14 protein-coding genes are annotated in these 14,272 nt (G+C 31.8%); 6 read left to right on the plus strand and 8 right to left on the minus strand.

Annotation, left to right across the window (positions count from 1 at the left end; genetic code table 11):
* The first annotated feature begins 203 nt into the window (after window positions 1-203).
* The 3 genes from M3P09_RS10395 (at window position 204) to M3P09_RS10405 (ending at window position 3,777) form a co-directional block, all read left to right on the plus strand.
* Window positions 204-2,378, plus strand: coding sequence for a histidine kinase (locus tag M3P09_RS10395; RefSeq protein WP_249973078.1), 2,175 nt, complete (start codon window positions 204-206; stop codon window positions 2,376-2,378).
* A gap of 2 nt (window positions 2,379-2,380) precedes the next feature.
* Complete coding sequence (locus M3P09_RS10400) at window positions 2,381-3,115, plus strand: LytR/AlgR family response regulator transcription factor (RefSeq protein WP_249973079.1); 735 nt, start codon at window positions 2,381-2,383, stop codon at window positions 3,113-3,115.
* 146 nt (window positions 3,116-3,261) lie between these two features.
* Window positions 3,262-3,777, plus strand: a complete 516-nt coding sequence (locus M3P09_RS10405) for a gamma carbonic anhydrase family protein (RefSeq protein WP_249973080.1) — start codon at window positions 3,262-3,264, stop codon at window positions 3,775-3,777.
* Window positions 3,778-3,894: 117 nt separating this feature from the next.
* On the opposite strand, the gene murI is transcribed toward M3P09_RS10405, so the two are convergent.
* From murI to M3P09_RS10445, 8 genes are all read right to left on the minus strand, one after another.
* Window positions 3,895-4,674: a glutamate racemase gene (gene murI, locus M3P09_RS10410; protein ID WP_249973081.1), complete on the minus strand. Its 780-nt coding sequence runs from the start codon at window positions 4,672-4,674 to the stop codon at window positions 3,895-3,897.
* A gap of 78 nt (window positions 4,675-4,752) precedes the next feature.
* Window positions 4,753-5,259 (minus strand): OmpH/Skp family outer membrane protein, encoded by a 507-nt coding sequence (locus tag M3P09_RS10415; RefSeq protein WP_099563362.1) that lies wholly within the window; start codon window positions 5,257-5,259, stop codon window positions 4,753-4,755.
* Between the two features lie 35 nt (window positions 5,260-5,294).
* Window positions 5,295-6,269: an OmpH family outer membrane protein gene (locus M3P09_RS10420; RefSeq protein ID WP_099563363.1), complete on the minus strand. Its 975-nt coding sequence runs from the start codon at window positions 6,267-6,269 to the stop codon at window positions 5,295-5,297.
* Window positions 6,270-6,466: 197 nt separating this feature from the next.
* On the minus strand, window positions 6,467-9,121 hold the full coding sequence (gene bamA / locus M3P09_RS10425; protein ID WP_099563364.1) for an outer membrane protein assembly factor BamA: 2,655 nt from the start codon (window positions 9,119-9,121) through the stop codon (window positions 6,467-6,469).
* On the minus strand, window positions 9,054-9,794 hold the full coding sequence (gene uppS, locus M3P09_RS10430; RefSeq protein WP_099563365.1) for an undecaprenyl pyrophosphate synthase: 741 nt from the start codon (window positions 9,792-9,794) through the stop codon (window positions 9,054-9,056). Before uppS ends, bamA begins: the two co-directional genes overlap by 68 nt.
* The gene (gene porG, locus M3P09_RS10435; RefSeq protein WP_249973082.1) at window positions 9,795-10,484 is read right to left on the minus strand and encodes a type IX secretion system protein PorG; all 690 of its coding nucleotides are present in this window, start codon (window positions 10,482-10,484) and stop codon (window positions 9,795-9,797) included. It lies immediately after the preceding gene.
* A gap of 109 nt (window positions 10,485-10,593) precedes the next feature.
* Window positions 10,594-11,478: an NAD kinase gene (locus tag M3P09_RS10440; RefSeq protein ID WP_099563367.1), complete on the minus strand. Its 885-nt coding sequence runs from the start codon at window positions 11,476-11,478 to the stop codon at window positions 10,594-10,596.
* Window positions 11,479-11,481: 3 nt separating this feature from the next.
* Window positions 11,482-12,141, minus strand: a complete 660-nt coding sequence (locus M3P09_RS10445) for a CBS domain-containing protein (protein WP_249973083.1) — start codon at window positions 12,139-12,141, stop codon at window positions 11,482-11,484.
* 87 nt (window positions 12,142-12,228) lie between these two features.
* On the opposite strand from M3P09_RS10445, the gene M3P09_RS10450 reads away from it, so the two are divergent.
* The 3 genes from M3P09_RS10450 to M3P09_RS10460 all read left to right on the plus strand — a co-directional run bounded on the left by M3P09_RS10450 (window position 12,229) and on the right by M3P09_RS10460 (window position 14,192).
* Window positions 12,229-12,942, plus strand: a complete 714-nt coding sequence (locus tag M3P09_RS10450; RefSeq protein WP_249973084.1) for a pyridoxine 5'-phosphate synthase — start codon at window positions 12,229-12,231, stop codon at window positions 12,940-12,942.
* Between the two features lie 37 nt (window positions 12,943-12,979).
* Window positions 12,980-13,753: an alpha/beta fold hydrolase gene (locus tag M3P09_RS10455; RefSeq protein WP_347709810.1), complete on the plus strand. Its 774-nt coding sequence runs from the start codon at window positions 12,980-12,982 to the stop codon at window positions 13,751-13,753.
* Window positions 13,754-13,844: 91 nt separating this feature from the next.
* The gene (locus M3P09_RS10460) at window positions 13,845-14,192 is read left to right on the plus strand and encodes a phage holin family protein (RefSeq protein ID WP_249973085.1); all 348 of its coding nucleotides are present in this window, start codon (window positions 13,845-13,847) and stop codon (window positions 14,190-14,192) included.
* Window positions 14,193-14,272: the final 80 nt, after the last annotated feature.

Raw genomic sequence — 14,272 nt, forward strand, 5'->3', positions numbered from 1 at the left:
ATTGTTTTCTGATTAACAGTGTAAAACTAAAAGCAACTTTTTTCTTAAAAAAAGAGGAATGAGTTAAATAGTAATTTGGATGAGTAAACAAAACTTTTGATTGGGTAAAAGATACTTTTTCAACATAAAAACATGAACAATTGTAAAATGACCATTTTATTATAACAAAGAAAGTGCGTAAGTTTATCTATTATAAAGTAACCATGAAGTTATTAGTTAAATACATTAGTTTTTTATGCCTTCTTTTTTGCACAAGTTTTTTACTTGCTCAAGAAAGAAACGATGCTATAAACTCAGAAAAAAGATTTACTGTACGTGGCTCTGTAATAGAGAGTGATACCAATAAGCCAATATCTAATGTTAATATAGAAGTTGGAGGTGGTGCATATACCACAACTGACGCTTTAGGAGAATTTAAAATTGTTGCAAAAAAGGGTGACGAGCTTACGATAAAGCATAAAGATTTTGAAACGGTTTATTATATTATTGAAGATAGTGAGCGCATTAAAGTTAAGGTAGAACCTAATAAAATAGAAGAGTACAGAAGCAAACTTTTTAAATCAAAAGCAAATACCCAAGTCTTTAAATCACTTATAGACTCTGCAGAAGTATATTTAAAAAAAGATGCAAAAAAGAGCATTCAATTTATTGCAGATGCTTTAAAGGATAGTAGGTCAGTTAAGCAAAATAGTGAAGCTTACGAAGTTTTAGGTGATATTTACACGTATTGGAAACAGTTTGATTTGGCAGTTTCAAATTACAGAATTAGTATTCAAAATAGAACAAGTAATGCCGTTAAAATTAAATTAGCGAAAGCGTATCAGCTTAATAAAAATTACCAAGAAAGCCTTAGTATTTATAATGAGATTGATAAGAAGCAACTATCAAATTGGCAACTCGTTTCGCTTTACGAGGGGCTTGGAGATGTACACCAAAACACAAAAGCTTTTGACGCTTCAATAGATGCTTATACAAAAGGGTTAGAAGTGGCACAAAAACATTTAATAACTCCAAAGATTACGGATTTAAATTCTAAACTAGCTCAAGCACATATTAATAATGGAGAGCTCCAAGAAGCACAACTTCGATTTAGTAATTCTCTTAAGTTAGCTAGTCAAGAAAACAAAAGAAGAGGCGTAGAGGAAAAAGTTAAAGTAGCAGATTTTCAAAATAATTTAAATGATTATTCCAGCGAAATAGAACTGCGTAAAGAAGCTTTGGATGATATAAATGATATAGAGAGCGATTCGGTTTTCGATAACAAAAGTGCCTTAACACCACAAAAACAAAATTATAAAATAGGAAATGCCTATGCTTTGCAAAAAGATTATGGAAACGCTATAACCTATCTTGAAAAAAGTATTGAAGAAGCTGATGATAAAGAAGATTTAATCGTTCAAAAAGATGCAACTAAAAAACTATCAGACGTATTACGTGACGCTGGCGAATTTGATAAAGCACGAATTGCGTTTGAAAATTACATAAGCTTATTAGACAAAGTCTATGTAAAAAGAGAGCAAGAAATATCGCAAGCGGCACGATTTAGTCAAGATATTATTAGTAAACAAAACAGGATTTTAAGTTTAGAGAGTGATAGAGAGCTCTCAGAAAGTAAATATCAACTTAATGTTGAGCAAGCCCGAACACAAAAATTAATTATTTACTCGCTAATTGGAGGGGTTCTATTGTTGTTAGTTACAGCATTTTTAATGTTTAAATATATAAAGCAACAACGGTTAGCTAATAATTTATTGGCATTAAAAACGTTACGCAGTCAAATGAATCCGCATTTTATATTTAATGCCTTAAACTCTGTAAATAGTTTTATAGCCTCGAACGATGAGCGAACAGCAAATAAATATTTATCAGATTTCTCATTATTAATGCGAGCTGTTTTAGAAAATAGCGAAGAAGATTTTATTCCATTAGAAAAGGAAATAGAGTTATTGCAATTATACACAAAATTAGAACACTTTAGGTTTAAAGATAAGTTTGATTATAATATTACTGTGGATGAAAACATTAATGTAAACAATTTTGTAATTCCGCCAATGCTATTACAACCTTATATTGAAAATGCCGTTTGGCACGGACTGAGATACAAAAAAAGTAAGGGGCGTTTAGATATTAAAATTACTCAAACCAAGCCTGATGAAATAAGCATAGAGATTGTAGATGACGGTATTGGTAGAAAAAAATCGAAGTCTTTAAAAACCGAACATCAGCAAAAGCAAAACTCAAAAGGTATGGGTAATATTAAGAAGCGTGTATCAATTTTAAACGCAATGTATAAAGATAAGGTTGATGTTTTTATTGACGATTTTCAAAATAAGGAAGACACAGGAACCAAAGTTGTGGTAACACTTAAAAAGGATTAAAAATGAAACTAACCTCAATCATAGTTGAAGACGAAGAAACAAGCAGGCAAATTCTAAAGAATTACTTAAAAAAGTATTGTCCAAATGTAACTGTTTTAGGCGAAGCTGAAAACGTTGAACAGGCTTTAGTATTGATTAGGAATAATGATTTAGATTTGGTGTTTCTCGACGTAGAAATGCCCTATGGTAATGCTTTCGATTTACTTGAAAAGGTTGGCGATATAGATTTTGAAACCGTATTTGTAACCGCTTACAATCACTATGCTATGGATGCTTTAAATGCGCATGCATCGTATTATTTAATGAAACCCATTTCTATAGACGAGCTTATAAAAGCAGTTGACTATGTAACCGAAATAAAAACCAAAGAAGAAGCGCTTCAAAATCAAGTATTAGTCCCAAAAACAAATACAGTAAATGGTAAAATTACTATTCCGCAGCTAAATGGTTTTGAGGTTATTAATACATCAGATATTTTATACTGTAAAGCTGATGATAATTATACCGAGATTTTCCTCAACACCAATAAAAAGAAACTGGTAAGTAAAACACTTAAATATTTTGAGGATATTTTAAAGGATACAAGTTTTGCTCGTGTACACAAATCGTATTTAGTAAATGTAAACGAGGTTGTTAAATACGTAAAAGGTAAAGGAGGAAGCGTGGTATTAAGTAACGGAAAGGAAATTATGGTTTCAGCATCAAAAAAATCAGGTTTATTATCCTATTTTAAATAGATTTGTCATTACTAGTAGATAAATAAGTGATGTGGTAATCTTTTAAAGTGAAAATCAAATAATAGTAAACTTACTAAGAGATTGTCACTGCAAATAAATTTGCTTCACAATAACAACTTAATGAAACAACACATAAACAGTAACAGATGCCAATAATAAAACCAGTAAACGGAAAATCACCACAAGTGCCAGACGATTGTTATGTAGCCGAAAACGCAACCATTGTTGGCGATGTCGTAATGGGCAGCCAATGCAGTGTTTGGTTTAGTGCAGTAATTCGTGGCGATGTACATTACATAAAAATGGGAAACAAAGTTAATGTGCAAGATGGTGCTGTTATACACGCTACCTATCAAAAATCACCCACAACCATTGGAAATAATGTGTCTATTGGTCACAATGCCATTGTGCACGGTTGCACGATTCACGATAATGTTTTAGTAGGGATGGGTAGTATTATTATGGATGATTGTATTGTAGAGAGTAACAGTATTATTGCAGCAGGAGCAGTTGTAACTCAAAATACAAGGGTAGAAGCTGGTAGTATCTACGCAGGGGTTCCAGCAAAAAAGGTAAAAGATATTAGCCAAGAACTTATTTCAGGCGAAATAGACCGTATAGCAAATAATTATATAAAATATTCAGGTTGGTTTAAAGAGTAAGGCGTTACCACAACACTTCGACTGCGCTCAGTGCAAATGGTCGCGCTTTCCGTTATATCTTTTTCTCGTGCCTCAAAAAAGGATGCCACTGCAATCGCTAACGCAAAAAGGGTTCAATTAAAAGTCCAAATAATCCACATTATATATTTCGTCCAAAAGGGGCTTCATAACTTCTGGGTTTCCATTTGAGAAAAAAATGTTTTTTGCAATTGTAGTTTCAGTATTCAATAAATTATTCTGCTTTAAAACAGCTTTAGTTTGTCTAGCTACAGCTTCGCCAGAATCAATAATCTTTACGTTATTTGGTAATAAATCAATAAGTAAAGGCATTAAATAAGGATAATGCGTGCATCCTAAAACTAAATAATCAATGTTGGCATCAATCATAGGTTGTAAATACAATTTAAGTAAGGCCTTCATGTCCTCAGAATGTAATTTTCCGCTTTCAATAAGCTGTACAACACCTTCTCCAACTTGTTCAATAACATTAATGTTGCTAGTAAATAACCCAGAAGTTTTTGAGAATAAAGAGCTACTTAAAGTCCCTTTAGTGGCTAAAATACCAATAGCATTTGTTTTGGTTCGCAATGCAGCAGGTTTTATTGCAGGTTCAATACCAATAAATGGAACATTATAAGTTTCTCGAAGATAATCAATAGCATTGGTAGTAGCAGTGTTACAAGCCACTACGATAAGCTTACATTTTTTATTTAATAAAAACTCAGTGTTTTTTGCGCTAAGTTTAATAATAGCTTCTTTTCCCTTTGGGCCAAAAGGAGCATTTTTACTGTCGGCTAAATATATAGTATTTTCATTAGGTAAAAGGTGGTGGATTTCTTTCCATATAGAAGTTCCACCAACACCTGAATCAAAAACACCAATAGGAAATGTACTCATATGCGTATAAATTTACTCAATAAAAACAAAAAGCCACCTTGATTAAGGTAGCTTTTATATTATTTTTATTGAGTGTTTTTATATTCCTAGTTCTTTTTTTACATCATCAAGTAAATTTTTACCATCAGACATAATTACTACACCTTGTGCCGAATCTAAAACATATTCGAAACCTTGAGCTCTTGATACTTTTAATATTGCTGCTTTGGCTTTTTCTGTTATAGGCTTTAAAAGTTCAAGCTCCTTAGTTTGCATATCTTGTTGAGCTTGCCCTTGAAATTGACGAATATTTTGCTCCATAGTTTGTACTTCTTGAGCCCTTTTAGTGTTCTCTTCTTGAGTTTTCGTAGAAGCTTCAGCATCGTATTGCTTTACTTTAGTTTGAAACTCAGTAGCCATAGTTTGGATATCAGTTTCGTAAGTTTTTCTCAATGTTTCCATCTGCGTTTGTGCCGCTTTCATTTCTGGCATAGCAGTTATTAATTCTTGAGTATTTATATGGGCAACTTTACTTTGTGCTTGTGTAAAACTAAGAGTTCCTATACATAATGCCGTTGCTAATAAAATAGTTTTAAATTGTTTCATTTTTAAATAGTATTAATGTGTTATAAATTGTTTTGTTAATTGTTATTTATACTGTCTTTTATTTTTTGACGCTCTTCTAATATTTTTTTCTTTTTGTCGTCTAGAGCCTTTTTTCTCGCTTCTCTTTCTTTTAATTTTTTTTGTCTGTTTTCTTCAACAAGTTGTGCTCTCGTTTTAGTCTCTCCAGTTGTTTTTTCATCAACAGATTTTCCTGCTTCGGTTGTTTTATTTTTAGCATCCAATTTAGCCTGTTTAGCTTTTGCACGATCGTCCAATATTTTTTGACGTCTTTCAGCAGCAGCTTTTACTTTTGCGTCACGAGCCGCTAATTTTTTTTGTCTTGCTATTTCAATAGCACTTTCTCGAGCTGCTTTCTTCTCTTCTAATGCTTTTTGACGTTCTTCCAATTCTAAATTAACCTCTGGTACAACTTCTTCTTTTTCTGCAGCTTTTCGTTCAGCTTTTGTTTGAACTTGCTTACGTTTTGATGCTCTTTTAATACTTCTTAAAATCTGTTCGCTTAAATCAAATTGTTTAGCCGAATATAGCATAACAACATCTGCAGATTTATCAAATATAAAATCGTATTTTCTACTTCCAGCTAAATCTTGTACGGCAGCAAAAATTTGATCTTGTATAGGTTGCATTAATTGCTTTTTCTGAATCATTAAATCACCATTAGGGCCGAAACGTTTTTGTTGGTAATCTAATATTTCTTGTTCTTCAAAAGTTATATCTTCTTCGCGTTCATCAACAAGTTCTTTTGTTAAAAGTGCTTTTTCATTACTTAAATCTTTACGTTTTTGTTCAACAGCACTTAGTTTGGTTTGAATTTCATTGTTCCATTTTTGAGCCTTTTCATCTAATTGAGATATAGCTTCTTGATATTCTGGAACATTTTCTAAAATATACTCTGTATCAATATATCCAATTCGTACCCCACGCTGTGCATGTAACGATATACTTAATGTAAACACTAGTATCAGTAAAAAAAGAACTTTGTTTTGCATCTGTTTAATATTTTTATAATTTATAGCTATAAATTCTAAAATAGACAGATGATAATTTTTTTAAATTCTGTCATTCTTTGAATTGTATTTTCAAAATTAACGAATTTTAATCTGAAAAATTTCAATTCTTATTCAAATCATCAAATTGTTATTAGAAAATATCGTGCCAAAATAAATTTTGTTATAATATTGATTGATTAAAACTGTTGCCCAATAATGAAATGTGTCTCCCAGCCATTTTTAGCAGTTTGCCCTGGCAATGCATCAAACCCGTGACCGAAATCGATACCTAATAAACCAAATGCAGGCATGAAAATACGAATACCTAAACCAGCTGATCGTTTAATATCAAAAGGGTTGTAATCTCTAAAACTATTATAAGAAGCTCCACCTTCTAAAAAGCCTAATGCATATATTTTAGCAGAAGCTTTTAATGTAATTGGGTAACGAAGTTCTAACGAAAACTTATTGTAAATTGTACCTCCATCTTGATCAGATAAAGACTGGTTTGGATAGCCACGAAGCGCAATAGCCTCTCTACCGTCCAAACTATAATTGCCTAAACCATCACCACCAACAAAGAAACGCTCAAAAGGAATAACACCTCTGTCATTGTTATAGGCACCTAAGAACCCAAATTCTACACTTGGTTTTAATACTAAATCTTTTACAATTTCCGTATACCAATCTCCTTTAAAGTTTATTTTGTAAAACTCTAACCACTTGTAGCGTTCTTGATCTATTTCTCCAACTCTATCTGATGCTTCTGTTCTTTCATCAATAGTTTTTGTACCATCACCAATTATAATTTCTAAATCATCTCGCTCATCTTTAAGTGCTTTGTAATCTACTTTATTAAATAATGAATAAGGAACAGAAAATTTAGCGGTAGCAGAAAAGTTTGAGCCGCCAGTTGGATAAATAGGGTCTATTCTGGTGTTATTTCTACTTAAACCAATAGTATATGATAAGTTGTTTGAACTACCGTCTCCAAACGTAAATAAACCTGTATTATAGTTTTGTAAATCGTAGTGCTGAAAACTTACAGCTTGAGATAATGTAAAATAATCATCAGGAACCGTTAATCGTTTTGCTAAACCTACTGAAAGACCTGTAATATTAAAACGTCTAGACTTATCAGCATTTCTAGTTATAGGATTGTATAAAAATTGTTTTGTATGCGATAATGATGTAGAAAATTGTACAGGTTTTTTACCTCCTAACCAAGGTTCAGAAAATGAAAAGCTATAGGTTTGATAAAAACGACTCGCTTGTAAACGTAAAGCCAATTTTTGCCCATCACCCATTGGAATTGGTTTGTATGCCTCTTTTTTGAAGATATCTTTAATAGAAAAATTATTAAAAGAAAGACCAAGAGTTCCAATAAATCCGCCACCGCCGTAACCTCCTTGTAATTCTATTTGACTAGAACCAGTTTCTTTAACAGAGTACTCCATGTCTATAGTACCTTCATTAGGGTTAGGGTTGTTAAAGTTTGGCGAAATTTCTTGAGCATCAAAAAAGCCTAATTGACCTAGTTCTCTTACCGAACGAACAACATTTTCTTTACTGTATAACTGCCCAGGGCGAGTACGTAACATTCTGTAAATAACATGATCGTTAGTTTTGTCGTTTCCTACTACTGAAACTTTATTGAAATAGGCTGGCTTTCCTTCAGATATTCTAATTTCCATGTCGATAACATTGCCGTCTGCATTAACTTCTACTGGATTAATAGAAGAGAATAAATATCCACTATTTTGATATAGGTTTGTTATGTCAGCAGCATCAGGTTTTGAATTATCAGCAATACGCTCTTGTAATAAAACACCATTATATGTGTCGCCTTTTTTAATTCGTAAATATCTGTTTAATTGCTCGTTTGAATATACAGTGTTGCCAATAAAAGTAATATCTCCAAAAGTGTACAGTTCGCCTTCATTAACATTTATATGAAGCGATACGGTTTTGTTATCGTCATTAACAACTAGACTGTCAGATAAAATGCGCGCATCTCTATAGCCGTTCTCTTTATATTTATCTATAACATGGTTTAAATCTGCTTGATAGGCAGAATCAATAAATTTTGAACGCTTTAATATGCGTAATCGGTTTATCTTTTTTGTATTTTTCATGGCCTTTCTAAGCTTTTTATCACTTAAAACATTATTGCCGCTAAATACAATATCTTTAACTTTAACTTTTTCGCCTTTGTCAATATTTAATACCATATTAACTCTAGCTGTTTCTAAAGAATCTTTTACATCGATGGTGTTTATTAATATTTTGGAATTATAAAAACCATTTTTTTTATATTTTTTAGTAAGAAAATTTTTGGTAGTAGTTATAAGGTTTTCGGTTACTTTAGTGCCTTTATTTAAACCAGTTTCTTTGATAATGGCTTCTTTTTTGCCCTTTTTAACACCATTAATTTTTAACTCATTAAGTTGTGGTAAATCAGATAGTCTAATTTCTAAATAGGCAATATCACCTTCTATTTTAGAAATATATACTTCAATGTCGCTAAACAATTTATATCCCCAAAGTTTTTTAATTGCTTTACTAATATCTTCCCCAGGAATAGTTATTTCTTTGCCTTTTCTTAGGCCAGAAGTTGTTATAATTGTAGCTTCACTAAATGTAGTGTTACCAGAAACAGAAATACCTCCTAAAGTGTATTTTTTACCATCGCTATATGGTAAATCTTGCGCTTGTGCATTAAAACTAAAAGCAATTATTAATGCTACTAAGCAATGTTTTATATAAGTTGTCAAAGATAAAATATTAGCTAAGTTGTTCACTTGTTTTCCCAAATCGTCGTTCTCTTTTTTGATATTCAATAATAGCTTCATACAAATGTTGCTTTGTAAAATCAGGCCAAAGTGTACTGGTAAAGTACAATTCTGCATATGCAATTTGCCAAAGCAAAAAATTACTTATACGTTGTTCGCCACTGGTTCTAATAAGCAAATCTACATCTGGTAAATTTTGCGTGTAAAGATGCTCATTTATAATCGATTCATCAATTTTTTCGGGCGAAATTATATTATTTTTAACTTTAATACTAATCTCTTTAACAGTATTTAGGATTTCTTCCCTAGAACCGTAACTTAAAGCTAGTGTTAAAGTCATCCTTTGGTTGTTTTTTGTGCTTTCTATAACCTCTTGAAGTTCTTTATATACTTTTTTTGGCAGTGTATTTAAGTTGCCAATGGCTGAAAGCTTAATATTGTTTTCTTGAAGTGTTTTTATTTCTTTTTTTAATGAAGACACTAAAAGTTTCATTAAGGTTTGAACTTCAAGTTTAGGTCTGTTCCAATTTTCGGTGGAAAATGCGTAAAGAGTTAAATTCTCAATACCAAGCTCTGCAGAAGTTTCAACGGCTTCTCTTACTGCTTTTGTGCCATTTTCGTGGCCAAAAGCACGCAACATACCTTTTTGCTTAGCCCATCTTCCATTGCCATCCATAATTATGGCAATGTGTTTTGGTAACGCATTAGTTTGTATGTTTTCTTTTAAATTCATTTAATCTGTAGGACAATAACAAGGGTTTAAACCAAAAGTGTATGTCAAAGTAATACCTGAAAAGACATACCAATCATTGTTGTTTATATTACCAAATCGATATTGCAAGTTTGTCTTGCTATCTGGAACACTACCATCAATTTCATCTGAAAAAGTATAACGTGCTCCAACCTCAATACCTAAAATAAAATCTCCTAAAAGATTAGCTTTTACACCTAATGCCATAGGAATACCATAGGCCCAACTAGAATTATTCTCAGAAGTTTGTACACCATTTAAAAAGTAATGATTGTCGTGCTTGGCAACACTTATGCCCGAATATATATAAGGTGTCGCAATTTTTTCGCCAGTATGTAAATTGAAATCGAAAAAAGTAAACTCTATACCAGCTGATATTTCTAATAAGTTGGAATCAAAATTATATCCTCTCTGTATTCGTCTTGGATCATCCGAATCTATATCATTCGCTTTTAAATCAGAGTATATAATGGATGCTCTCCATGAATGCCTTGGGCTTGCATTCCATTTGTATATTAAACCTAAAGCAGGACTATCAGGAGAAATGTAGTTGGTAGCACCAACATCTCCAATAAAATTACTACCACCTGCAAAAACACCAATTTCGTTAATTTGCGAATGGTTTAATTGAAAGCTTAAAATGCTTAATATCAGTACGGTTAAATGCTTCATAAATATTCAAAGTTTGCAAATATAATAAATAAGATTAGCTCAATACTAATTAAACTTTAATTTGAGCTAAATTGTATGATGTTAAACAGTTTTTCTATTGAAATATTGCCTAATTACGCTTGTCTTCTCCCCAAAGTAGTTTTTTGCGAAGAGTGGTTAGAAAGCTTTCATTTAAAAGGTCTATCATTTTAATTTTGAATGGTGCCTTTTTAATTTTGATTAAAGTACCATTATCTAAAGTTGCAATTCTTGAATCGAGTGATACTAAATGTTGTTCTTCTCTACCATCTACTTTTAATTGTATTTCGGTAGTATCGGGAATTACCAAAGGGCGTGCACTTAAATTATGTGGCGCTATTGGAGTTAACACAAAGCTATTAGTGCCCGGAGTTATAACAGGTCCTCCACAACTTAAAGAATAACCTGTGGAACCTGTAGGTGTAGAAACAATTAAACCATCACTCCAATACGATGTTAAATACTCATTATCTAAATGAGTTTCAACAGTAATCATAGAGGTTGTATTTTTTCTACTTACTGCCACTTCGTTTAAAGCAAAATTAAGAGAAGTAATAGTTTCATTTTTTGGAGTAGTTTCAACTGAAAGTAAACTACGTTCAGATATTCTGTATTTACCATCAATAATATCTTGTATAGCGTTTTCTATACCATCAACTTGAATAGTAGCTAAAAAACCCAACCTTCCTGTGTTAATTCCTATTATTGGAATGCCTAAATCTTGCACAAATGTAATGGCTCTTAAAATAGTGCCGTCTCCACCAACACTAACAAGTAAATCAAAAGAGGGGTCTAAAACTTCAAATGTTTTAAATGAAGCGTAATCTTTTTTATTTTGCTCTTCTTTTTTTATTAGGTTGTAAAATTCTGTTTCTATATAAGCATCAAAATTGTTTTTTAATAAATAATTAAAGAGTGTCTCAACCGAAATTGTTGTACGTTCATTGTAAAATCGTCCAAAAACTGCAACCTTCATAGTTTACATATTTAAATATTTTCTCAAATAATCTGATCGTTCTTTAAGGCTTTCATTGTAGCTGTCTTCTTCGTGCCCAGAAACAATATTATAACTGTATCTTCTAAAGGTCTGTATAATTTCATTAAGGCTAGAGTTGCCAATTTTTAAGGTAATTTGAACTACATCATTCTTCATTTTTGAAACAAAAGCACCTAAAAGTTTGCCGTTGTTCGATTCAACAATCTGGCTTATTTCGCTAAACGAATAATCTAAAATCCCTTTTTCAATAACTAAAATGCCACCGGCTTCAAAAAAGAAAGGTGTTTCGTTAAAAAGGCCAATAACATCATTTAATTCATAATAACCCAAATACACATTTCTTGCATCTAAAACGGGCATAATATTAGAAGAGTTTTTTGCAAAAGCTTCTAACACATCAAGCCATATTGTGGTGTCTCTAACATAAAAATCTTCGATAGAGTATAGATATTCACTTATAAGCTTTTCACCATCAAAACAATGTGCATCGGTTTCAGAAAAGCTTCCTAAATAGCTGTTGTTTTTGTCTTTAACGGGGATGTGGGAATAGGTCAATTGGTTAAACAACAATTGCAAATCACTTATTTTGCTATCACCATTTAAGGGCTTTATGTCATTAATAATGTATTCTGAAAGTCTCATTATCTTACTTTATAAGTGTGCAAATTAATCAAAAAAATAGTATATAAGCTTGTTCTACTTTGTATTTTTGTCTTTTAAAATAGACAGATGACAAAGTTAAGTGTAAATATTAATAAGATAGCGACTTTACGAAACTCTAGAGGTGGCGATATGCCAAATGTAGTACAGTTTGCAAAAGACGCTCAACGATTTGGAGCAGAAGGGATAACAATTCACCCCAGACCAGATGAGCGCCATATTCGTTATCAAGATGCTCACGATTTAAAGCCAGAGGTTTATACCGAATATAATATTGAAGGAAATCCTATAACTAAATTTATTGATTTGGTTTTAGAAGTTAAACCTACGCAAGTAACACTAGTTCCTGATGCTGTTGATGCAATAACGAGTAATGCAGGTTGGGATACCATAAAGCATAGGAGCTTTTTAGCTGATGTGATAGCGGAATTTAAACAAAATGGTATAAGAACATCTATTTTTGTTGACCCCGTTTTAGATCAAATAGAAGGCGCTAAAGAAACTGGAACCGATAGAATTGAACTGTACACAGAAGCATTTGCACATGAATATAGTTTAGGTAATAAAAAAGCTATTAAGCCTTACGCAGATTGCGCCGAATTAGCAAATAGTTTAGGCTTAGGGATTAATGCTGGGCATGATTTGTCTCTTGATAATATTAAGTTTTTTAAAGAAAATATTCCAGAATTATTAGAAGTTTCAATTGGTCATGCACTTATTTCAGAAAGCTTGTATTTAGGTGTTGAGAACGTAATTCAAATGTATTTGAAGAAACTTAAATAAGCTTACAGTTAAATAAAAAATATTCAAAAAATTCGTTGTGACTAAAGAAATTTTACACTCAAATATTATAGGAGAAGGGCAACCATTTGTAATTCTACACGGCTTTTTAGGTATGAGTGATAACTGGAAAACATTAGGGCGGCAGTTTAGCGAACAAGGTTTTGAGTTGCATATGATTGATCAACGAAATCATGGGCGAAGCTTTTGGAGTGATGCTTTTAATTATGAGATTCTTGCTGAGGATTTAAAACATTATTGCGATGCACATCAGTTAAAAGACATCATATTACTTGGGCATTCTATGGGAGGGAAAACAGCTATGCTATTTGCAACGGAGTATCCCGATATAGTTTTAAAACTAGTTGTTGCTGATATTTCACCGCGCTTTTACCCTATTCATCATGACACCATACTAGAAGGGTTAAGTACTTTAAATTTTGACACTATAAAAAGCAGAGGGCAGGCAGATACTATTTTAAGTAATTATGTTTCAGATTTTGGAACGCGCCAGTTTTTACTTAAAAACCTGTATTGGATCGAAAAAGGTAAGTTAGCCCTACGCATTAATTTAGAGGTTTTAAAAAATGAAGTTGCCGAAATTGGTGAAGCATTACCAAGTTATTCAAGATTTGAAAAAGATACCTTGTTTTTGCGTGGTGACCGATCAGAATATATAGGTGTTGATGATGAAAGATTAATTATTAATCATTTTCCAAAAGCAAAAATAGGTAACATTTCAAATTCAGGGCATTGGTTACATGCCGAAAATCCGAAAGACTTTTTTGAAGCTGTGATGCAATTTGTATGTTAGATTTTGTTCTTAAATTTCATTACCTTTAAAGATAATCTAGTTTTGTAAAACATTTGTGAATTTGTAGCAATTCATATTAAAAATTATTTAAATGAAACTCCTTATCAAACTTCTATTAAATGCCGTTGCAGTATTTGTAATTGCTCACTTTTTATCTGGCGTAAATGTAGATACTTATGTAACCGCTATTATTGTTGCTGTGGTTTTATCAGTGTTAAACCTGTTTGTTAAACCCGTTTTAGTTATTTTAACACTACCAATAACTATTGTAACACTAGGCTTATTTTTGCTTATAATTAATGCACTAATTATTTTATTAGCAGATAAACTTATTGATGGTTTTTCGGTAAGTAGTATTTGGATTGCAGTGTTATTTAGTATACTACTTTCTATCTTGCAATCTATCTTACATTCTCTTTTAAAAGAAGATAAAAAATAGCTTCAAAATCAAGTATTTAAAAACTTTGTTGGGATGTAAAAATATGTTATTTTTGCATCCCAATTTTGGTTACATAAATT

Origin of the sequence: Jejuia spongiicola (assembly GCF_023502325.1) — a bacterium.
GTDB classification, from domain to species: Bacteria; Bacteroidota; Bacteroidia; order Flavobacteriales; family Flavobacteriaceae; genus Wocania_A; species Wocania_A spongiicola.

Excerpts from the sequence above, each read along its gene's own strand:
- M3P09_RS10395 (WP_249973078.1), top strand. The coding sequence starts at position 204 with ATGAAGTTATTAGTTAAATACATTAGTTTTTTATGCCTTCTTTTTTGC.
- M3P09_RS10400 (WP_249973079.1), top strand. The coding sequence starts at position 2,381 with ATGAAACTAACCTCAATCATAGTTGAAGACGAAGAAACAAGCAGGCAA.
- M3P09_RS10405 (WP_249973080.1), top strand. The coding sequence starts at position 3,262 with ATGCCAATAATAAAACCAGTAAACGGAAAATCACCACAAGTGCCAGAC.
- murI (WP_249973081.1), bottom strand. The coding sequence starts at position 4,674 with ATGAGTACATTTCCTATTGGTGTTTTTGATTCAGGTGTTGGTGGAACT.
- M3P09_RS10415 (WP_099563362.1), bottom strand. The coding sequence starts at position 5,259 with ATGAAACAATTTAAAACTATTTTATTAGCAACGGCATTATGTATAGGA.
- M3P09_RS10420 (WP_099563363.1), bottom strand. The coding sequence starts at position 6,269 with ATGCAAAACAAAGTTCTTTTTTTACTGATACTAGTGTTTACATTAAGT.
- bamA (WP_099563364.1), bottom strand. The coding sequence starts at position 9,121 with ATGAAGCTATTATTGAATATCAAAAAAGAGAACGACGATTTGGGAAAA.
- uppS (WP_099563365.1), bottom strand. The coding sequence starts at position 9,794 with ATGAATTTAAAAGAAAACATACAAACTAATGCGTTACCAAAACACATT.
- porG (WP_249973082.1), bottom strand. The coding sequence starts at position 10,484 with ATGAAGCATTTAACCGTACTGATATTAAGCATTTTAAGCTTTCAATTA.
- M3P09_RS10440 (WP_099563367.1), bottom strand. The coding sequence starts at position 11,478 with ATGAAGGTTGCAGTTTTTGGACGATTTTACAATGAACGTACAACAATT.
- M3P09_RS10445 (WP_249973083.1), bottom strand. The coding sequence starts at position 12,141 with ATGAGACTTTCAGAATACATTATTAATGACATAAAGCCCTTAAATGGT.
- M3P09_RS10450 (WP_249973084.1), top strand. The coding sequence starts at position 12,229 with ATGACAAAGTTAAGTGTAAATATTAATAAGATAGCGACTTTACGAAAC.
- M3P09_RS10460 (WP_249973085.1), top strand. The coding sequence starts at position 13,845 with ATGAAACTCCTTATCAAACTTCTATTAAATGCCGTTGCAGTATTTGTA.